Annotated in this window: 17 protein-coding genes; 6 read left to right on the plus strand and 11 right to left on the minus strand. The window is 69.1% G+C overall.

The features are described 5' to 3' along the window. Positions 1-90: 90 nt before the first annotated feature. On the minus strand, positions 91-705 hold the full coding sequence (locus BMW88_RS37925) for an aminoglycoside phosphotransferase family protein (RefSeq protein WP_218148375.1): 615 nt from the start codon (positions 703-705) through the stop codon (positions 91-93). Between the two features lie 4 nt (positions 706-709). Here BMW88_RS37925 and BMW88_RS43025 point away from each other — a divergent pair, with 4 nt between their 5' ends. Beyond that, the gene (locus BMW88_RS43025; RefSeq protein WP_218148376.1) at positions 710-1087 is read left to right on the plus strand and encodes a hypothetical protein; all 378 of its coding nucleotides are present in this window, start codon (positions 710-712) and stop codon (positions 1085-1087) included. A gap of 476 nt (positions 1088-1563) precedes the next feature. Here BMW88_RS43025 and BMW88_RS37930 read toward each other — a convergent pair whose 3' ends face one another. The 9 genes from BMW88_RS37930 to BMW88_RS37970 form a co-directional block, all read right to left on the minus strand. Further along, positions 1564-2241 (minus strand): Crp/Fnr family transcriptional regulator, encoded by a 678-nt coding sequence (locus BMW88_RS37930; protein ID WP_089961076.1) that lies wholly within the window; start codon positions 2239-2241, stop codon positions 1564-1566. Between the two features lie 80 nt (positions 2242-2321). Then, the gene (locus tag BMW88_RS37935) at positions 2322-2933 is read right to left on the minus strand and encodes a helix-turn-helix domain-containing protein (RefSeq protein ID WP_089961079.1); all 612 of its coding nucleotides are present in this window, start codon (positions 2931-2933) and stop codon (positions 2322-2324) included. 206 nt (positions 2934-3139) lie between these two features. Next, positions 3140-4225 carry a S1 family peptidase gene (locus tag BMW88_RS37940; RefSeq protein ID WP_143116454.1) on the minus strand — a complete coding sequence of 362 codons (1086 nt, stop codon included), beginning with the start codon at positions 4223-4225 and terminating at the stop codon, positions 3140-3142. A 1149-nt stretch (positions 4226-5374) separates the two neighbouring features. Continuing rightward, positions 5375-6334, minus strand: coding sequence for a CPBP family glutamic-type intramembrane protease (locus BMW88_RS37945; protein ID WP_089961085.1), 960 nt, complete (start codon positions 6332-6334; stop codon positions 5375-5377). A 200-nt stretch (positions 6335-6534) separates the two neighbouring features. Next, positions 6535-6657: a hypothetical protein gene (locus tag BMW88_RS44200; protein WP_281249509.1), complete on the minus strand. Its 123-nt coding sequence runs from the start codon at positions 6655-6657 to the stop codon at positions 6535-6537. Positions 6658-7077: 420 nt separating this feature from the next. Continuing rightward, entirely contained in the window at positions 7078-7509 is a 432-nt protein-coding gene (locus BMW88_RS37955; protein WP_245778336.1) for a roadblock/LC7 domain-containing protein, read from the minus strand. Beyond that, a complete protein-coding gene (locus tag BMW88_RS37960) occupies positions 7506-10145 on the minus strand; it encodes a sensor histidine kinase (RefSeq protein WP_089961097.1) in 2640 nt (879 codons plus the stop codon). The genes BMW88_RS37955 and BMW88_RS37960 overlap by 4 nt, the downstream gene beginning before the upstream one ends. 712 nt (positions 10146-10857) lie before the next feature. Beyond that, positions 10858-11742: a phosphotransferase enzyme family protein gene (locus BMW88_RS37965; protein WP_089961101.1), complete on the minus strand. Its 885-nt coding sequence runs from the start codon at positions 11740-11742 to the stop codon at positions 10858-10860. Positions 11743-11783: 41 nt separating this feature from the next. After that, positions 11784-13115: an NsdA family TPR-like regulatory protein gene (locus tag BMW88_RS37970; protein ID WP_089961105.1), complete on the minus strand. Its 1332-nt coding sequence runs from the start codon at positions 13113-13115 to the stop codon at positions 11784-11786. Positions 13116-13378: 263 nt separating this feature from the next. On the opposite strand from BMW88_RS37970, the gene BMW88_RS37975 reads away from it, so the two are divergent. From BMW88_RS37975 to BMW88_RS37995, 5 genes are read left to right on the plus strand one after another with little or no spacing between them, the layout of a single operon-like run. Beyond that, positions 13379-14320 carry an ABC transporter substrate-binding protein gene (locus tag BMW88_RS37975; RefSeq protein ID WP_177221618.1) on the plus strand — a complete coding sequence of 314 codons (942 nt, stop codon included), beginning with the start codon at positions 13379-13381 and terminating at the stop codon, positions 14318-14320. Positions 14321-14326: 6 nt separating this feature from the next. After that, positions 14327-15097 (plus strand): ABC transporter permease, encoded by a 771-nt coding sequence (locus BMW88_RS37980; RefSeq protein ID WP_089961112.1) that lies wholly within the window; start codon positions 14327-14329, stop codon positions 15095-15097. Next, positions 15094-15912 carry an ABC transporter permease gene (locus BMW88_RS37985; protein WP_089961114.1) on the plus strand — a complete coding sequence of 273 codons (819 nt, stop codon included), beginning with the start codon at positions 15094-15096 and terminating at the stop codon, positions 15910-15912. Before BMW88_RS37980 ends, BMW88_RS37985 begins: the two co-directional genes overlap by 4 nt. Continuing rightward, entirely contained in the window at positions 15909-18368 is a 2460-nt protein-coding gene (gene mdlC / locus BMW88_RS44385; RefSeq protein WP_089961117.1) for a benzoylformate decarboxylase, read from the plus strand. The genes BMW88_RS37985 and mdlC overlap by 4 nt, the downstream gene beginning before the upstream one ends. Further along, positions 18365-19291, plus strand: coding sequence for a hypothetical protein (locus tag BMW88_RS37995; protein WP_143116455.1), 927 nt, complete (start codon positions 18365-18367; stop codon positions 19289-19291). The genes mdlC and BMW88_RS37995 overlap by 4 nt, the downstream gene beginning before the upstream one ends. 680 nt (positions 19292-19971) lie before the next feature. Here the strand turns inward: BMW88_RS37995 and BMW88_RS38000 are convergent. Next, positions 19972-20286 (minus strand): integrase core domain-containing protein (locus BMW88_RS38000; RefSeq protein ID WP_143116456.1); only part of this gene is annotated, 315 nt, incomplete at its 5' end.

Consider the following 20286-nt stretch of genomic DNA (forward strand, 5'->3'; position numbering starts at 1 on the left):
CCGGCGCGCTGATCTGCTTCGGCCGTCCCCGTCGCGGCGTCGTCGTGCGCAGGTGCTGGTTGACGATGCGCTGATCGGGCGGGCGCGCGACTACGAGATGGCGCGCCATCTCACCGAGCGGTCGCCACTGCGCAGTGACCGGATGCGGACCCGTAGCTGGTCTGCGGCCGCGGGTTTGCCGGGTGCGAGCCGCAGGTAGGACGACAGTGAGTGCAGTTCGGTGATGTCGCGCAGTACCGTCCACCCCGGCCAGGCGGTGAGGTCGTAGCCGTGGGCGGTGAGAAGGCGTTCACGCTCGGCTTGTGGGGTGTGGAAGTGGTCGGGCAGCGCGCCGACGAGGTCGAGCTCTCGAGGGCCCAGGCACACCTCGTCGAAGTCGATCAGGCGCCACCCGTCGTCGAAGGCCACGTTTTCGGTGTGCGCGTCGGCGTGGACGAGCCCGGTGCCCAGCGGGAAGTCCATGCCGTCGAATCGTGAGGTCAGCTCGTCCGCCCGGTGTGTAAGCCAGGCGCGGTCGTCGTGGGAGAGCACCGGCGCTGTGCGTTGCGCGTCCGTGTCGATCGCGTCCCGCAGGCGGGTCAGCGGCTGATACCGGCGCACGGGGACCGGGGGTGCCGGTAGTGCGTGCAGCGCGCGCAGCAGGTTGGCGAGGTCGGCGATCGCGGGGTCTCTCGGCGGTGGCCGGAACGGCCAGAACGTGGCCACCGCGGTGTCGAGCAGGACCGGCTGCGCCCCCGGCGGCAGGGGCGAGCGCGACGGAGCCCGGCTGGTCGGCGAGCCATCGGGTCACCGCGATGACGGTGTGCGCCCGGTCCTGGCGCAGTGGCGTGGCCGGCGCGAGCCGGGCCACGAGGTTTTCGTGCGGCAGCAGGTACACGGCGTTGGACCGGGCGTGCAGCAGACGGGCGTCGACGCCGAACTCGGCGCACGCCCGGCGCAGGTCCGCAACGCCGGGCAGCGTCGTGTCCGCCCCGGCCGGGGTCATGCGGCCACCGTCACGTTGTCGATGCGGCGGCACAGGTCGGCGACCTCGGGTGTGTGCGCGAAGGCCGCCGCGGTCCGGCAGAGGTCCTTGAGCCTGGCGTAGGCGCGCTGCGATGACAGTCTGGTGATGGCGGTGATCGCCTTGTCGCCGGTGGCGACGGCGGCGTCGAGGTCGCCGGCGAGGAGGTACGAGCCGGCCAGGCCGGGCAGGTTGACGGGGCTGGACCGGGCGTAGTCGGATCCGTAGCCGTCGATGGCCGCGCGCAGGTGCTCGATCGCGTGCTCGGCGAAGCGCTGGTGCGGCCGGGCCTGCCGGAACTGGCTGCGGGACAGCAGGAACAGGCCGTGTCCCTGCTGGGCTGCGATCTCGGCGGGGGACGACGTGCGCTGCCCAGGGGGAGCGGTCGCGGCGTCGATGTCGGGATAGCTCTGCTATGCCTGATCCAGAGCTCGGCCGCGCCGAGGACGGTGTACGTCATGGGGGCAGCCTGCCAGGCAGTATCGACAATTCCAGCCGGTGCCGCCGCGGGCAGGCCGATCACGGGCGGCCGCCGCCGAACTCCACGTCTTCGGGCTGGATCAGCGGGTAGCGTGCCGCCGCAGCCTGTCGGGTTCGAGGATGAGCACGCTCTTGTGATCCACCCGTAGCCAACCGCGCCGGGTGAACACCGACAGCGCCTTGTTCACCGCATCGAGGGTGGCGCCGATGTGATCGGCCAGTTCCTCCGGGGTCAAATCGTGCTGGACCCGCAGCACCCCGTCTTCTGTGTGGCCGAACTGGGCCGCCAGCTGGAGCAGCGACTTGGCCACACGGCTGGGCACATCAGTGAGGACCAGGTCTGTCAGCGTGGAGTACGTCCGCCGTACCTGCCGGGCCAGCGAACTCAGCATGTGCTCAGCGAACTCGGGGCGGGTGCTGATCCGCTCGCGCACTGCGGCGCGGTGGATGCTGACGGCCCGTACCTCGGTCAGCGCGGTCGCGGTCGCTGCCTGCGGGCCGGGATCGAACAGCGACAGCTCGCCGAACATGTCGGACGGCCCGAGGATCGTCAGCAGGATCTCCCTGTCGTGTGCGCGTGCGTACAGATCGAGCTTCACCTTGCCGGATCGGATGATGTAGAGCCGGTCGCCCCACCTGTCGTGCCCGAAGATCACGTGGCGGCGCGGAAAACTGACCTCCTGTCCGTGGGAGGCAGCGAGGTCGGCAAGGCCCAGGATGTTCTCCCAAGCAGGGTGAGCATGGTCATCCGGTTCCACGTGAGGCACTCGCAATTGCAGGCTTGATCACCAGGTCATTGAGCCGATCACTTGATCGGCGCCGGGTTTTCGATGCGGGATCAGGGCCGGGGAGTCGTGTTCGCCACCTGTGCTCGTGGCGGTTTCCACGGCCTGCCGCCGCAGCCCCGAGCCGCTGCCAGCTGACGTGCCTGCTCAAGAGCACGCTCGGTCACGACGGGGTCCATGCCGAGTGCGCCGGCCAGTTTGCCTACCTCGTCTTCCGTGGGTGGTCGCCGTGTGCCGTTCTCGATGTACTCGATCCTCTTGCGGCCGATGCCCGTGCGGCGTCCTGCCTCGACCCGGGTCATCCCGGCCTTGTCGCGGTGTTGCCGGATTACGGCGCAGAGCTCCTCAAGGGCCTGCTGAGTCTCCGGGTCACGCCTGACACGGGACGCCGGGGTCTCGATCGTGTCGCTGGCGTCCTGCAACTGGCTCATCAAGGTCCGGAGCCGTTCGGTCGCGGTGCGATCCATGCGCAGCGCATCAGCGAGGTGGTACAGGTCGGCTTGCTGGGCCCACAGTGTGCCGTTTTCGATCTTGGCAACCTTGGACTGGCTGATCCCCGCGCGGCGTCCTGCCTCGGCGCCGCTGATCTTGGCTTTCAGGCGGCACTCGCGGAGGTGACCGCCGAGCTCGTCGAGGATGCGTTGGATGTCAGGTGGACGGGCCATTGGTTCGTCTGGTCCATGTCGACTCGAAAACTCGTGCTGATCACGCCGCATCCGTGGTGGCGGCAGAACATGTGTGCGTATCCGAGTGCCCCGTAGGTGGTTCGGCGCGCCGCCGAGCGAGCGTCGACGACGCGCCGAACCATGACCACCCTGAACTCAGGGTGGTCATGGGCGCGTGACGTGGCTTCGCCGCGTGCCGGGTACTTCTAGCCGACGCGCGTCAGTTCCCGCTGCATCGGCGCGGTGGTGGTGATCTTGATGCTCGGGTGCGGGATCGGGCCACCCTGTGCGGCGGTGAGCGGAAGGTCGTGAGCGATCTCGCCCCTGCGCACCGCGTTGATCCACGAGGAGATCGGGGCGATGCTGGTGCTCACGTCGGGGCTTTCACCGCAGTCGACGTTGGCACCGCGGCTGATCACCCCCACGACCAGGTCCCGGCCAGGCTTCTCCTCGACGACCGGTCCGCCGGAGTCGCCGTTGCACGCGCCCTTGCCGGGACCGTTGCTGCGGCGAGGGTTGTTGGTGCACATGTCGGTGCTGGAGATCTCCGCGCTGGCACAGGCCTGCTGCTGCAGGACCGTGGTGCGCAACTGGTACGCCGTCGTGGGTGAGGCCGCCGACGAGTTGGAGGTCCGGCCGAATCCGACGAGCGAGACTTTCGAGCCCGGCCGCGGCTCGGTGGTGGCCACGGTGGCGCCCCGGACCTGGACCGGGGTGGCCAGCCGGATCATCGCGGCGTCGCCGGCGCCCTTCTTCTCGACCGGGGCCTCGCCGCCGGGAATCCACTCCCAGCCGGGGAAGACGACGATCTCCGTGACCGGCACCGGGGCCACCTGCGTGCGGTCGAGCGAGCCCGCCCGCACCTGGTAGGCCTTGGCCTGCACCGGAATCCAGACCGGCGAGCCGTTGATCCGCTCGCTGAACAACGCGGCTTTCGCCTGCGCGATGCCCGTCGGCAGGTTCGTAACGCAGTGCGCGGCCAGCAGGCCCCACTGCACCCAGCCCGGCCGCTTCTCGTCCTCGAGCATGGTCGCGGTGCAGGTCAGGTGGTCGTCACGGTAGTAGTCCTGCGCGTCGTACTCGACAGCCACGAGCCCGTCGGTGAGCCGGGTCGCCTGCCCACCGCCGACGACCTGGGTATCGACATCACCCGAGGGCGCCGGCGTCGTGACCGAGACCTCACCGGTGGGCGAGGTCGCGGCGACCTGACCAGTAGCCGCCGGGGCGACTCCGATCATGAGCATGATCGCTGCGAACACCGCGATGAAACCACGCCGAATGTTGGTTTCCAAGACGGAACTTTCCTCCTATCGGTTGCGCTGTAAACAATCCGGAGTCCCATGCGGTCATCCGGAGCTTCATGAGCGAGCGCGTGCCGCTGTCGCGCAGACACGTTCTCGCTGACCTGTAACGGGTTCTCGGCTGACCACCAGCGGTCCTGTGTAGCCGGTCGACTGCGGTGCGGGCGTCGGCGCGGCGCGCTTGCCTGCCAGTCGCACCCTGCGCCAGGACCGGTCTTTCCGGTCCGGATCCCATCCGCCGCAACGCCAACCTGACGCGAACTCGCAGACGACGCAGTGCGGGTCGGTGTCGTGTCTGGTGACGCAGGGAAGGGAGGTCTGCGCCACCACACATCACCACCGCAGGCGCCCGCAACGGTGACCGCCGGCTCCAGCGCGACGTCGCATCGCGCCGGGCAGCAGCACAGGATTCGTCACGGGCGGGTCCATTCATGACTGAGGATGAGGTGGGGGTCTGGTCACGTGGGTCGCGGTATTCCCAGGCCGCCGCGCGTTCGGCGAGTGCCTCGTCCAAAGGCTCAGGTCTCCTTGTTGGTGGGACCTAGCCCGCTACGACCTCGTCAACGGCACACGCGTTCGAGGTGTCCAGCGGAGGTGAGCGAGTTCGTCGCACAGGCTGGCGTGGCGAGCCGGCGGTGCGAGGAAGTCTGAGAACGAGCGTCTGCGACGCCGGTCGTTGCGGCGGGGACGATCAAGACCAGTGGTGTCACGGTCGGACGGGTGACCGGCGCAATGTCGGATGCCGCGGTAGCGAGGATGGGCAGCACGGCGACCGGTGTGGCCAGCGCGAGGCCTGCGGCGGCAGCAAGTCCTCTGGTGAGGGCGTTCATGCGGTGGGGGTCCTTCGTTGATGCCCACCCTGCGGGGGTGGGAGGGTGTGATGCTCGAGCTGAGTCGGCGCGCGCTGTCGATCACCTGGCATCCGCCACACGTGGCCGCTGAGTGCGAGCGCGCCGGCGGGGCGTCAGGTGCCGGATCGACGTGGCGGCCGGAGCGACTTGACGTGGCCATGCGTGCATTCGACGTAGCCGCAGCGGATCCGGTAGACGGCGCACCAGTGCTCGCCGGGGTGGTTGTGGGAGAACTGGACGGGTGGTCGTGGCTGGGCGTGTGGGTGTGGGGCCGCGATTGTGGCGGTGGTCATAGGGCGCCGCCTGAGGCCGTGTTCGTTGCGGCCGGGCCGGTGTGGGTGTGTTTCCAGCCGCGGTGACGCCACCACCGGTTGTCCAGCAGCGAGCCGACGACGACGAACGCCACAAGCGCCAGCAACGCGTTGACGTTAAGGTCTGCCATCAGGTTGTAGGCGATGTGGCCCAGGACGATGCCGGGCAGGCTTCGGGTGTGGCGCCAGCACAGCACGGTCAGGTAGACGGGGATGACCAGGACGAGTGCCCGCAATCCGTAGTGCAGGTGGTAGGAGAGATGGACCGCGACCACCAAGACAGCGCCGATACCGGACCCGACCCACGTCCGGCCGCCGCGACGGCGGACGTGCTCGAGGATGACGCATATCAGGACGGTCGCGATGACCTCCTCGCAGAACCCTGAGCCGATCGACCTCAGTGTTTCCAGCCAGCCTGGCCATACCGCTTGGGCACCGGTCCACGGCTGCAGCGACGGCCAGGCCAGTTCCGCAGCCCGAACCACGATGAACCCGATGATGGCGGCCGGGCAGACGAGCCGGAGGTAGTAGCCGAAGGCGGCGATGTGGTCGCGTGGTGTCGTGCGCTCGTCCAGGCCCATCGCCTGTCGCCCGCCGATGCTGTGCAGGCAGACGAGCACGAGCACGGCGAGCAGCATGAGGAACACCACGCGCTTGGCTTCGCCGATCGGGGTCACGTCAAAACGCAGCAGCGTCGGCGGTAGCGGCAGATGCAGACCGGTGCTGTCGTTGAAGAGGCTGAAGGACCGGTTCCACACTTCGCTGAAGAACAGCGTGGCGGGGATCCCCGCCATCATGACCCAGGCGCTGCGCTGCCGGGTCCATGTGATCGGTGCGGGGTGGGCCGGCGTGGCGGTGCCGGGGTAGAGCAGGCCGGTGACGCCGCGCTTCCAGGGCGGCTCAGCGGTGGCGGGCGGTGTGCGGGAGTCGCTGCTCACGTGGATATCTCGTCTCGCATGGGTGTGGTGGTGATGGTGGGTGAGTGGACCGGGTGGCGGCGCGATGCGGCACGAGGGGGATCGCGCCGCCACCCGGCTGCCGCGACCGCTGCCGCACCAAGCGCGGGTGCGCTGGTGTGTCGTCGGTGCACGGCGACCGCCTCGACTTACCGGGGGTGTCGGGCGGTCCGATCGGGTGGCTAGGTCGAGCCCTTGGCGGGCGCCTGGGCCATGCCGACCGCAGCAGCGGGGGCGGCGGCGAGCATGACCGCGGCGGCGACGGCCACGACGATGGCCGTCCGGTACCAGGACGTGACTGTCACAGCGGCTGAATCCAGTTCGTTTTTCGGTGCCGCGCCGAGGACGGGGGGGTGGGCGGCGCGTGTGGTCAGGTCGGTGAGGTGGTCGTCTCGGGGCACCGGCACCGGCACCGGCACCGGCACCGGCACCGGCACCGGCGCCGGCACCGCGCGGGGCCCGTGACGTGTCCGGTCCTGTGTGGCCGGTGGCGGGTGGTGGCGCAGCAAGGAGGCGTGCGGTGCTGCGCCACCACCCAGGCCACCGCGCAGACCTCGCGGATCGAAAACGCGTGGTCGCGCGGTGGCACCCCCAGACTCGGCTCCGATTGCCGCCGGGCCGAGGTCGGTGGCCGCGGTGTCGCACACGGCGGCGGGTCGCTCGAGTCATCGCCTGGCTTCGGTTGCGCTGGTGATGGCGTGCGACGCCACAGCGGATGGCCGTTCTCATCCGCCTGCTCCAGCTGCGAACGGGGTGGTGCGCACGTCCGGCGTGAGGTGCTCTCCGAACAAGCCCACCAGTTTCGTGACTTCGTAGCCGACCACACCGAGGTCGGCGTCCGGGCCGGCGAGTACACCGATGCTGCTGCCGTCTGCGACGGAGTTGACCAGCAGGAAGCCTCGTTCCATCTCCACGACGCATTGGCGGGTGGTGCCTGCGTCGAAGCACTTCGCCGCGCCTTGGGCCAGGCTCACCAGACCGGAGATCACCGCGGCCAGCTGGTCAGCACGATCCTTCGGCAGGCGCCGTGATCGCGCCACGAGCAGGCCGTCCGCGCTCAGGACGATGGCGTGCGAGACCCGCGCTGTGCGGGTGACGAAGTCGTCCAGTGGCCAGTTCCAGCCTGCGGCTGCCGTGGTCATGTCTGCTGTGGTCATCGGTCGGTCACCTCGGTGGTGGCGATGGGGGGCGTCGGCGTGCCGGCTTCGTCGCGCGCTCGCTGCACGCCGCGCTGAAGGCTCCCCAGGTGCCGCCGTGTCCGCTCGGGGTCGGCCGTAGGCGTGACTGCGGAGTCCGGCGCGGCTGGTGAACCAGGTACGAGGCGGGCTTTGGGAGTGCGTTTGGGCAAGCCGCTGCCCGGCTGCTCGTCGAGCGTGGCGCCGGCCAGAATGGCGTTCGCCGCATCCCATCCGGGGTCTCCCGGCGCGCTCCAGCTGGTGACAGTCGCGGCACGGAGTCCCCTGCGTAGCTCGTAGAGCGCAGCAGGCCCGGCGCCACTACCGCGGGAACGCGTGGAGGCGGCATCGGCCGCTGTCGTCCTCATACCATCGGGACCGGCCGGTTTCGGAACAGCGCCCTGGTCGGGGGTGAACCACTCGGACAACTCCGCAATCGGCTCGAGCCGCTCGGTGGTGGCGTCAGAGTCGGCTGCATGGCCGTCGACTGGTGAGGCTGGGCTGTCGGTGACGTGTCCTGACACGCTCCGCCGAGCCGGTGGAGTCGGCCTGGGCAGCTGTGTGGTGTGTGCTTCGTCCCCGGGCTGGGCGTGCCCCTCGTGGTCAGAGGGCTGGACGAGCTCTGCCTCGCCGGCAGCCGCGACGAGCTGTGGCTGTGGATTGGCGGTTGCGTGCAGGGCGGGTAGTACGGGCGGCTGTGCGTCGGCGAGCAAGGTGACCGGCACGGCGACTCGCGCGGTGATGCCTCCGTCGAGGGTGCCGCCGGCCCGCAGTGAGACGGGGATGCCGTGTCGCTGCGCAAGGCGGGCGACCACGTGCAGTCCCATGCGTTCGGCTGCCTTGACGTCCAGGTCGGGAGGCGCGGCCAGAAACTGGTTGTATTGCCGGATAAGGTCCTCGGGCATGCCCATACCGGTGTCGTGAACCTCGATGACGAGGTGGCGTCGGCGGCGGTCGAGGTCACCGCGCAGGGTGACCTTCGTCGGCGGCTCGGACATGACGGTGGCGTTGTCGAGCAGTTCCGCCAGCAGGTGCACGAGGTCCTTGGCGACGTGTCCGAGGACCGCCACCTCGGCCTTCGCCTCGGTGTCCACGCGGGTGTACTGCTCGATCTCGGAGACCGCGGCGTAGAGCACCTCGTGTAGCGCGACCGGGCGAGCCAGCCGTGTGCCCAGTCCTGCGCCGGAGAGCACCAGGAGATTCTCCGAGTTGCGGCGCATGCGGGTCGCCAGATGATCCAGCTCGAACAGCCGCGCGAGCCGGTCGGGATCCTGTTCGTCGCGCTCCAGCACGTCGATCCCGGCGAGCAGATGTTCGAGGAGGGTCTGCGAACGCCGGGCAAGGCTGACGAGCACCGCGTTGACGTTGTCACGCAGGTGAGCGCGCTGGGCGGCGAGGTGCACGGCCGCGAAGAGGACCGTCTCGAAAGCGCGCGCCAGCTGACCGGTCTCTTCGCGGGAGTGGATCGGTACCGTCAGGATCTCGTCGTCGACCACATCAAAGGGATCCCGGTGGTCAAGGATGCGTTCGATCGCTTCGGGCAGGTCGTGCTTGGCCACGCGCAGAGCGGTGTGCCGCAGGACCCTCAGCGGCCGAAGAATGGTGCGGGCCATCAGCACGGCCACCGCGAACGCGATCAGCAGCACCGCGACGATTCCCGCGCTGACTTCCCACGTCGTCTGCCGAGCTGAGGTGGCCAGAGCATTGGTTGTGGCTCCCGCGCCGGCAGCGACCTCGTTGCGGACTGCGGTGATGCGGCCGGCCGTGGCCGCCCCGGTGCGCGCAGCAGCGGCGGCATCCACGCTGATCGGCCGGTTCGCGCCGGACTGGACGAGCGCCAGCTGAACCAGCCGGCTGCGTTCGTCCACCTCGGCACCACTGACCACGTCCTGGTACCGCTGCCGCAACTGCGGTCCCGCGGCAGCGGTGAACTCGCCGATCGCGGCGTCGAACCGGGACTGAGCCGCCCGCAGCAGGTTGGCTTGCTGCGGCGGAAGATCACGGCTGTAGGCGGCGGCGACCAGGATCGCGTTCTGCGTGCTCAGGTGTTCCTGCGCGGCGCCAAGAGCCTGCAGCGCCGCCACATCGGAGCCGACCGGCAGTGTGCTGACGCTGTCGGCCGTGCTGCGGCCCATCCACACGAGCCCGTCCAGGATCTGGCCGTAGCGCGCAAGCGCGGAGACATCCGGATACCGCGTCTGCTGCACCGTCCGACGCAGCCCGTCCAGCCCGTCCAACTCGGTCAACGCCTTGTCCGCGCTGGCCGCCACGGCCGTGTTCAGCTGCTCCGGCGCACGAACGGCTGCACGCAAGGCGGCATGCGCAGCATCAACCCGCTGCACCGCCTCGACCAGCGAGGCGCTGTCCTTGCGGCCACTGTGAATAAAGCCCATGACGGCACTGCGCTCGGCCTGCAGCGCGTCGGTCACTTCCCAGCCACGGGCGCACACCTCAAGAGCGTGTTGTGCTCTGACGAGATCGCCGTAGGTGCTCTCCTGCGCCACGATCCGGTTGCCGGCCAGCCAGAACACGGCGAGGGCCAGCGGCACCATCACCACAACGAGCTTGGTGCGTACGCGCCAGTTCGCCATCGTCGGCGGCCGCCAGGGAAACACCATGGTCAGCGGACCTCGTCGCGGGCTGGCACAGCCTGAATGTGCGCGAACTGGTCACGCCAGCCGTGCCGACGTGATTCCAGCCAGCCGCCTGACCTCACCTGGTGCTCCACAGAGCCGGACGGTGCACCTTCGTACGCTGAGATTGTTTCTTTCATGCCGCAGTGTGATCCCTACTGGCTCGACGCCATACGAGCGGCACATTCCACGCTCGTAATCCCTGTCGTTGATGGCACGAAGGATCTTGGGCCGACACAGGCAAAAAAGAAAGGCTTTGAATGGGGACACTTTATGGGGGCATTTATGGATGCCCCCTCGCCAGAGGCATCGTCATTGACGGTGGCGTGCCGTAATGGGACAGCATGACTCGAGGAGCTGTATGCACCCTGGTACAGGGACCTGACCCGCGCAGCTACGGAGGTCGGGTGTGGTGCCGGGCTCGAAGCGTCACCGTTGCCGCTGGGCCACCCAAACAAGGACGACCGCTCCTATCGGAGGGGGCACTGCCAACGGACGCAACACCGCTATTCGGCGCAGACTCGTGCCCAGCGACGGCATCGATGACGTCATCGTTTATCCAGCACGAGGCACGATGGACGGCGGCTTGCGCACGACGCCCAGGCCGACGTCCGCATACAACTCTGTAGCCCGGCGAGGCCGGTCCGTTTCGTTCGATCGCGATGAGGGGCCAGATGTGACTCGGTCCGAGGGCCGGTCAGGGGATATTGGTCCAGCCGGACCATGGGCGGGGACCGAGATCGCCGCGAAGGCAGGCGAGCCGGTGCCTGGCCTGATGCTGCTGGCGGGGATCTTCGGCGGCTATCTGGACAGCGAACAGGGCCAGACGGAGCTCACGGATATCGCGTAGCACCGGATAGCCCTGCCAGCCGGTCACGTCGAGCCCGTACGTGCAGCAGAATTCCTGGTATTGCCGTTCGGGCAGGGTGCCGGTGGTCGCGTGACTGATGGCGGTGTGCAGCAGATCCCACTCGGGTGGTCCGACGGCGACCTGCTCGAGGTCCAGCACGAGCAGGGAGCCGTCCTGGGTTCGTGCGATGTTCCCCGGCCAGGCGTCGCCGTGCACCACGCACTGCGGCCGGCCGGCGGGCAGAGCCGTGTACCGGGCCATCAGCTCGGCCAGGTGGCTGCGGAGGAAATCGCGGTCGCCGTCAGCTGTGCCGCTCGCGTTCTCGATGACGTCCGCGAGTCCTTCGAACGGGTCGAGCCTCGGCAGCTCGAATTCGGGAACGGGCAGCGTGTGCAGCGCGCGCAGGACGGTGGCGAGTTCGACACGGTTGGCGTTGTCGTGCGGCGGCAGCTCGTGCCAGAAGGTCACCGCATGTCCCCGGACCATGATCGGCTGGTCGATGTCGTCGATCGGCCGTACCGCAGGCACCCCCATGCTGGCCAGCCAGTGGGCGACGTCGATCTCCTTACGGGCGACCGCGTACCGGTCGACGCGGGCGATGCGGGCGATCACCGCCCTGTCTAGCCGGTAGATCGCGTTGTGGCCCAACCGGATGAGATGCGCATCGTTGCCGCTGGCTCCCGCATGGGCGGCCGCGGCCAGCACGACAGGGCGCAAGGTGTCCGCATTCACTGGGCCAAGACTAGTGCGCCGTTTTCTAGCGCGCCGATCATCTAACGCGCCAATCCATTCGCGGCGACGGGCACCAGCGTACGGATCCGTCCGTGCAGTTCGGCCACGTCAGGGTTACCGGTGCGACGCCCCGCGAGCCTGCCCAGATCCAGCATGGTGCCATCGATACGGGCCGACCGGATGGATGCAGCGTCCTTAACGGCCGAGATGCCCATAGCGGCGCCCTCCTGGAGCTCGCCGGTGGCCAGTAACATGCCCGCCAGCCGCAGCCGACAGAAGGTGCGCGCCCTGACGTACTGCTCCGGATGAAGAGTGATGGCGGTGGTCAACCGCTTCGCGGCCTCGACGCCGCCGACACCGTGCCCAGCCAGGTCCGACAAGGCGTGTCCGGTTTCGCCGTGGTGCTCGGCCTCGTCGTAGTATGCGGCGTAGCCGACGGCACCCGTGGCAGCACCGAAAGCATCATCAGCTTTGGCTACCGCCTCGACGGTTTCCCGGACCAGACCCAACTTGGCCAGCGCCCGCGCGTAGACGGCGAACACCACCGCCCGCTCAGTCGGCGTGAGCCGATCCAAGCGCACCATGGCGAACTCGATGTGAGTGCGGGCCGTCTCGGCGTCCCCCTGCCAGAACGCCTGACGCGCCATCAAGGTGTAGATGCTGGCGCGCAGGCTCCAGTCCTCAACCTCCTGCGCGCAGTCCTTGCTGAACATGAACAGCTTCGTGGCGTCGTCGTACTCCTTGGCGTCAAATTTCATGAACGCCGCTATCTGCGCCAGACGTCCCACCGCTGAGTACAAGTCCCTGCGGTACTTGCTCGGGCAGGGGACATCGAGCAAACGCGCGGCAAAGTGGACCCGGTCGAGCGCAACCTGGCGCAGCACACCGCCGCCGTGGCTGGCGTCCCAGAGCCGGAACAAGTCGGTGGCCTCACGAATCTCCCTGATGTCACCAGGGCTGACCACAGCGGGCAGATCCACCGTCGGCAGACGTTGTGCCGTGGCCGGGACATGCAGCGTGTCACCAACATAGGTTGGGGTGTGACGGACACCGCTCACCATGACGACACTGTCTGCGGCGGCGTCGGGAGCTCTGCGCTGACTGCGGGGAGCGAACCCAAGGTCGGCGTCACGCTCGACCCGCAGAACGGCACGCAGCGCCTCACGGCGCACGGCGTGCGGCCATCGTACGGCCTGACGCTCCAACCGGGCCAGATCCCTCGGCCCGAGCAGATGGGCGCGGCCGCCTTCCGGGTGGTGCTCTTGGATGTACTGGTTGACGAGTGCGGTGACCTCGGCTGCACTCATCACCTCGCCAGGCTTCACCTCCGAGGGCAGCCGCATGCGTGCGGCCCGAAGGGGCAACTCGGGCATTGTCCGGCTCTTTCGTATGCGTGTATTCAAGCGGTTACATAAGGTAGCGCGTTAGGGGGCACGCGCAAGGGGGCAGATAAAAATGCCCCCGAAAAATGCCCCTCCGCTCGGGCTTCCGCAGCTGCCTTTGACTTCGGGATGATCACGGCCTGTCATTCGCCGTTGTTTCGAGGGGTTGGTTCGCCGTGCCCGGTTCACTGCGTTTTCGTGGCCATCGTCGCAGGCTGGCCGGGGCGCTAGCCGCGGCGTTCATGATGCTGAGCGTGAGCTCCTGCGGCCTGCTGAACGGGACGCCCGGCTCGGACTCGCATTCCGCGTCGCAGGGTGATCTGGAGAAGAGCCGGATCACGATCGGCATTCTGGCCACAGTGGACAACGCGCCGGTCCGGCTGGCCGAGAAGCGGGGCTTCTTCGCGCAGGAGGGGCTCGGCGTCGAGGTGAAGGTGTACGGGTCGGGTCCGGAGGCGTTGACCGCGGTCGGTGGCGGCTCGCTGGACATCTGCCTGATCAATTACGTCAGCTTCTTCCACGCGGCGGCGAACCGGTCGGTGGACGGCCGGATCGTGTTCGACGCCTACCAGGGCACGCAGGACTCGCTGGTGCTCGTGGCCAAGCCCGAATCGAACATCCGCGAGCCCAAGGACTTGGCGGGCAAGAAGGTCTCCGTGCACGCCAGCGGCAACATCAACGAGCTGTTGGTGCGGGAGTTGCTGCGCAACAATGGCCTGGAGCCCGGTGCGGCGGCGTACGTGCCGGTGAAGTTTCCCGACATCCAGGCCGCGCTGGGCAGTGGCCAGATCCAGGCCGGCGTGCTCGTGGAGCCTTACATTTCGCGCGCCGCGCAGGAGCTCGGTGCCAAACCGGTTCTGCCGCTGATCACCGGGCCGACCGCGGACATGCCGCTGAGCGGCTACGTCGCACAGACGCAGTTCACCCAGGACAACCCGAAGACGGTCGCGGCGTTCCAGCGCGCGATGAAGAAGGCGAACCAGCTCGCCGACACCGATCGGCGTGCGCTCGCCGAGGTGCTGCCGGATCTGACGAAGGTGCCCGCGGAGTCGGTGCCGTCGCTGTCGCTGGGCCGGTTCCCGACCTCGCTCGACCCGGCCCGGCTGCAGCGCGTCATCGCCCTCATGCGCGCGAACGGAGCGATGCCGGGCAAGGACTTGAGTGCCGACCAGCTCATCGTGCCGACCGCAGGCTAGGACCCGATGACCGCTGCTACCGCGCTGCGCGCCGTGACCGGCCTGGCCGGTGTGCTGGCCGCGTGGGAGGCCTTGAGCAGGTCAGGCCTGGTCGACCGTGCCTTCGTTCCCCCGCCCAGCACGGTGACGCTCGCGCTGGGCGATCTGGTGACCGACCGGGAGTTCCTGCGCCACGCGGTGTCCACCGGCCTGTCCTGGATGATCGCCGTCTTGGCCGCGGCGGTGCTCGGCGTGACGCTCGGCCTGCTGCTGGGGTACCTGCCGGTGCTGCGGTGGGTGCTGCAGCCGCTGGTGGAGGTGCTGCGGCCGCTGCCCAGCGTCGCGCTGATCCCGCTGGTGATCGTGCTGCTGGGCAGTGACGCCCAGACCAAGATCAGCCTGGCGGTGTTCGCGGCGACCTGGCCGATCCTGATCAGCACGCTGCACGCACTCGACGAGATCGAACCGCGCCTGGTGGACATCACCCGGATCTTCCACATCCCGCGCCGGCAGCGGCTGCTGTGGCACGTGCTGCCCAGCATCGCGCCGGTCGTGCTGACCGGGATCCGGCTGTCGGCTGCGATCGCGCTGATCGTGCTGGTCGGAACCGAGTTCCTGGCCGGCGGCGGCGTCGGGATCGGCCAGGCCGCCTACCTGTGGGGCTCCTCGGCCGGGCGCATGGACCTCGTGCTCGCCGTGACCGTCCTGGCCGCCACCGCGAACTGCGCGGTCGACCTCGCGCTGAGCGCCGCGCAGCAGCGGTGGATGCCCTGGGCGTCGCGAGGTGCCACCGCATGAGGCTTCCCGACCGCGCGCGGTGGCTCTCCGCGTTGCGCCCGGTGGCCCTGGCCGCGGGCTGGATCGCGGTGTGGCAGCTCGTCACCACCGCCGCCGGACACCCCTACTTTCCCGGCCCGGTGCGCATCGCCGAGGCGGCCGGGCAGCTGTGGCTGTCCGGCCCGCCCTCGCGGCTGTGGCTGGGCGACACGGTCACCGCCGACATCGTGCCGAGCCTGGCCCGGATGCTCGGCGGCTGGGCCGGCGCGGGACTGCTCGGCGTGGCCTTGGGGTTGTGGCTGGGCCGCTGCCCGAGGGCGTTCGCCTACGCGCGTGTGCCGATCGCTCTCGCCCGCGCGGTGCCGCAGCCGCTGCTCGTGCCCGTCTTCCTGGTCATCCTCGGCCTGACCACCACCATGGAGGTGGTCACGATCATCACCGGAGTGATCTGGCCGGTGCTGCTCAACACCCTCGACGGCGCCCGCGCCATCACCCCCGAGCTCACCGACACCATGCGCGCCTTCCGGCTGAGCCGGGCGCGGTGGGTGCTCTGGATCGTCATCCCCGCCGCCGCACCACGGATCTTCGCCGGCCTGAGGATCAGCCTGGCCATCGCGCTGATCCTCATGGTCATCTCCGAGCTCGTGGGCAGCACCAGCGGCATCGGCTACCAGCTCAACCTCTCCCGCAGCACCTTCGCGCTGCCGCAGATGTGGGCGTGGATCTGCCTGATCGGCGCGCTGGGCTACACCCTGCACCTGCTGCTGCAGCGCACCCAGCGCCACCTGCTCGCCTGGCAGCACCACGACACCGAGCGCCGAGGACCGGCACGATGACCATCCCTGCGCTGACCGTGACCGACGTCGGCCACACCTACGACGCCCAGCCGACGCTGGAGGATGTCTCCTTCACCGTCGCCGAGGGGGAGATGCTGTGCGTGGTCGGCCCGTCCGGCTGCGGCAAGACCACCCTGCTGCGCATCCTCGCCGGTCTGCAGCCCCCGACCCGCGGCCGCGTCGAGGTCGCCGGCCAGCCGGTCACCGACCTCGACCGCGGCATCGCCGTCGTGCTGCAGGACTACCACCGCTCACTGCCGCCCTGGCTACGCGTCGCCGACACCGTCGCCCTGCCCCTGCTCGACACCGGACTGGACAAAACCGAACGCACGCAACGGGTCCGCGACGCACTCACCTCGGTAGGCCTGTCCGATGTGGACCGCAAGCGGCCGGCGCAGCTCTCCGGCGGCATGCAGCAGCGGGTGGCGCTGGCCCGCGCGCTCGCGACCCGGCCCGCCATCCTGCTGCTGGACGAGCCGTTCGCCTCCGTCGACGCCCAGACCCGCTTCGAACTCGAAGACCTGCTGCTGCGCGTCCGCCACCAGCACGCCGTCACCACCGTACTGGTCACCCACGACCTCGACGAAGCCGCATACCTCGGCGACCGCGTACTGACCCTCTCCCGCGGCCCCGCCACCACCGTCCACAGCACCCTCACCGTGGACCTGCCCGCACCACGCCACCAAATCCGCACCCGCGAGTCCGCCGCCTTCGTCGCCCTGCGCGCCGAGCTCGCCGCCGATCTCACCGCGACGCTGGCACCCGCAGGCGCCTCGGCTGACCCCCACGAATCCAGGAGTACACCCGTGCCGACCGTCCGCGACGCCGTCCACGACTTCCTGCGCGCCCAGGACATGACCACCGTGTTCGGCAATCCCGGCTCGACCGAACTCGGCTTCCTCGCACCGTGGCCGATCGACTTCCGGTACGTGCTCGCCCTCGAGGAAGGCGCCGCCACGGCGATGGCGGACGGCTACGCGCAGATCACCAGCGGCCCGGTGCTGGTCAACCTGCACTCCGCCGCCGGCATCGGCAACGCCATGGGTGCCATCATCACCGCCCACCACAACCGGACGCCGCTCGTCGTGCTCGCGGGCCAGCAAGCCCGCGCGATGCTGCCGCACGACCCGTTCCTGGCCAACCTCGACCCCACCGGCCTCGGCGGCACCTACTTCAAGCAGGCCTGCCAGCCTGCTCGCGCGCAGGACGTGCCCGAGACCCTCGCGCGCGCCGTGCAGATCGCGACCCAGCCACCCTGCGGGCCGGTGCTGCTGTCCGTGCCGGCCGATGACTGGGCCGCGCCCGCCTCACCGGTAGGCGACCGGCCACGGCCAGCGCCCTGCGGCCCGGACCCGACAGCGGTGCGGGAACTCGTCGACGTGCTCGGGCGCAGCTCGCGCACCGCGTTCGTCGTCGGCGCGGCCGCGGACCAGGAGGGCGCCGTCCCGGCACTGGTCACGCTCGTCGACCGGCTGGGCCCCGACGTGTGGGCAGCACCGCTGTCGCACCGCTGCAGCTTCCCCGAGAATCACCCACGCTTCGCCGGACACCTCGCCGCATCCGAAGGGCCGCTGACCGCCGCGCTGACCGGCTACGACGCGATCGTCGTGCTCGGCGCGCCCGCGTTCACCTACCACGTGCCCACGCAGGCACAACACGCGCTGTCGAGGCTCTTCGTGGTCAGCGACGACCCCCAAATCCTGGCCCGCACCCCTGCTGACGCCATCGGCATCCACACCAGCCTCGCGCTCGGTATCGACAGCCTGATCACCGCGACCGCGTCCTGGACACCCGTGCCGCCACCGCCCCAGCGCACACCCACGCCAGCACCACCGCAAAGCGAGACGATCACCGCCGCACAGGTACTCGCCACGCTCGCCGAACTCCTGCCCGCCGACGCCGTGGTGGTCGAGGAAATCCCCAGCCACCGCACCGAGCTGCACCGGCATCTGCCGATCACGCACACCGACGCCGGATTCCTGACCACCGGCGGCGGCGTACTGGGCTACAGCGTCCCGGCCGCCGTCGGCGCCGCGCTGGCCGCACCCACCCGCCGCATCGTGGCCCTGGTCGGCGACGGCTCCCTGATGTACCGGCCCCAAGCGCTGTGGACCGCAGCCCAGCAGCACACACCGATCACCATCATCGTGCTGGACAACAGCGGGTACGGCGCCCTGCACGCCATGGCGGCCGACGCAGGCGCACACGGCGTTCCCGGCCTCGACATCAACGGCCTCGACTTCGTCGGGCTCGCGCAGAGCATGGGCTGCCACGCCTTCAGCGTGACGGCCCCGGCCGCGCTGCGTGACGCGTTGACGGACGCGCTTCACGCCACCGCGCCCACACTGGTCCACATCTACGTGGAACCCAGTCACCAGCCACTCCGCAACCCACCGCCACGACCGGCATCGCCTGCGCAGCCCGGTGCAGCGCGCGGCGGGGAGACGAGCTGTTGACCGATCACCACGGACGAACCTCGCAGAATCCGAACGCACGCCCGGCCACCGCGTCACGTTTCGCGATCCCCGTCAGACAGGCGGCGAACCTTGCCTACGAGTTTGACCACCGGCTGACCGTGCGCCACGCGCCACTGCTGTCCGGGCAATGGCTCGTGCTGGCCCAGTGCACGTGCCGAGCTGTCACATCCGACACGGTGCAGGGCCTTGTCGACGACGAACGCGTCCTGCGCCGGCTCGCGTGCCGGAACCAGGCTGTACGAGTCGAGCGCAGCTTCTTCAACGCGCAAAGGCCAGACACCGCCCTCATCGAGCGGTTGAGCGGCGAGCCGCAGGTCATTCGGCCGCACGGCCGGGCGTGGACAGATTTCCACGAACAAACCGACCCGCGCATGGTCACCTTCGATGCACGGCTGCACCGGCTGCCCAGCACTCACCAGATGCTGGCGGCGGGGGTGGCGCTCACCAGCGGTGGGTGGGTCCGCGTAAGCCGTGTCAGGGGCGCCGACCACCATGAAAGAGTTGCGCAAGTTCAGGCTGTGGTCGCGGCGCTGGCGATGTTCCCACACAGCTCCGGCGTCACCCTGCTGTGCCCATCAGGGACCGTGGCCAGCGTCGTGCGCGCTGCACAGCAGCGCTACAAAGCCAGCCAGTACAGGTGGATGCCCGCGCCGCTCTCCACCTCACTCGCGTCCTATGTGGACAGACGCGAGGTGCGCGTCGTGGAACGGCCGCGAGCGTCGACCGCGCTGATGCGCACCGCGACCACGCTGGTCGACGACTGCGGTGAGGAGAACTGGGACGCCGCTACGTCACCACTGCTGGATTGGGTGCAAACCGCGGGAATACCGGTGACAAACCGCGAATGCACCGTACCGCGCCCTGTCGAAAAACGCAGGCCACGCCGCGGACGCTTCCGTTAGCGCCGATTGGAAGTGAAGTACTCAACCCGATGTTGGCCGCCGCTGGCCGATGTCTAGCTGATCAGTCGCAATGACCCCGCCACCTCATGACCCGAAGAGAGCTACATGAGTATGCAAGCCCGTGACTGCTGACCGTGTCGATGGTCGCCCCACCCGCGCGACGGGCACCTGCGTCCTCACCTGTCGCGTCCAAGACACGGGCACCGTCGGGGGACGGCTGCCCGGTGGTGCACGACGGCAAGCGGCGTCGAGGATCGGGAACCTCGGCTAAGCCCTGCCGTCGTGTGGCGTCGACCTGACGCCGGCGGGACGTGCCCAGTCCGCTCCTGCTGGGCACGTCCCGCTCACCGAAATTTCGGCCGGTGAGGGCGCCGTGCGGAAGGCGGGCGTGAGCCACACACCGCGAACAACAGAGCTGCCGAAGCACTCGCGCGAAGCGCTATAGACGACCTCGGATGAAGGATTATCGCCCGCGCAGGCACACCGCAGGAGGCAGCCACGCTGACAACCTCCACCAATCCGCCGAACTGCACGAACAACCAAGGCCACCATGTGTAAGTCCGGTCGTCTTCCTCACCTGAGAGCAGCAGAGAACCACGCCATGGGGTTTCTCCAGGGGCCGACCAGCGTTCGGATTGTTCCAGGTTTGGGTCTGCTGCACGAGTAGGTGACAGTTGTAGTCACGCAGCCTGGCTGGCTGGCGTGGTCATGATTGCTTCGTATTCGACGGGGGTCAACCGGCCGAGGCCGGTTTGGCGTCGTCGGCGGTGGTAGGTGCGCTCGATCCAGGTGACGATCGCGATCCGCAGTTCCTCGCGAGTGTTCCAGGTACGCCGGTCGAGAACGTTGTTCTGCAGCAACGCGAAGAAGCTCTCCATCGCGGCGTTGTCGCCCGCCGCGCCGACCCGGCCCATCGACCCGGTCAAGCCGTGACGAGCGAGCGCGCGGACGAACTTTCTTGATCGGAATTGCGATCCGCGGTCGGTGTGGACCAC

The organism is Lentzea xinjiangensis (genome assembly GCF_900110955.1).
GTDB classification, from domain to species: domain Bacteria; phylum Actinomycetota; class Actinomycetes; order Mycobacteriales; family Pseudonocardiaceae; genus Lentzea; species Lentzea xinjiangensis.

Coding starts and splice junctions, on each gene's coding strand:
- BMW88_RS37935 (WP_089961079.1), bottom strand. CDS start 2,933: ATGGCCCGTCCACCTGACATCCAACGCATCCTCGACGAGCTCGGCGGT.
- BMW88_RS37955 (WP_245778336.1), bottom strand. CDS start 7,509: ATGACCACAGCAGACATGACCACGGCAGCCGCAGGCTGGAACTGGCCA.
- BMW88_RS37960 (WP_089961097.1), bottom strand. CDS start 10,145: ATGGTGTTTCCCTGGCGGCCGCCGACGATGGCGAACTGGCGCGTACGC.
- BMW88_RS37970 (WP_089961105.1), bottom strand. CDS start 13,115: ATGCCCGAGTTGCCCCTTCGGGCCGCACGCATGCGGCTGCCCTCGGAG.
- BMW88_RS37980 (WP_089961112.1), top strand. CDS start 14,327: ATGACCGCTGCTACCGCGCTGCGCGCCGTGACCGGCCTGGCCGGTGTG.
- BMW88_RS37985 (WP_089961114.1), top strand. CDS start 15,094: ATGAGGCTTCCCGACCGCGCGCGGTGGCTCTCCGCGTTGCGCCCGGTG.
- mdlC (WP_089961117.1), top strand. CDS start 15,909: ATGACCATCCCTGCGCTGACCGTGACCGACGTCGGCCACACCTACGAC.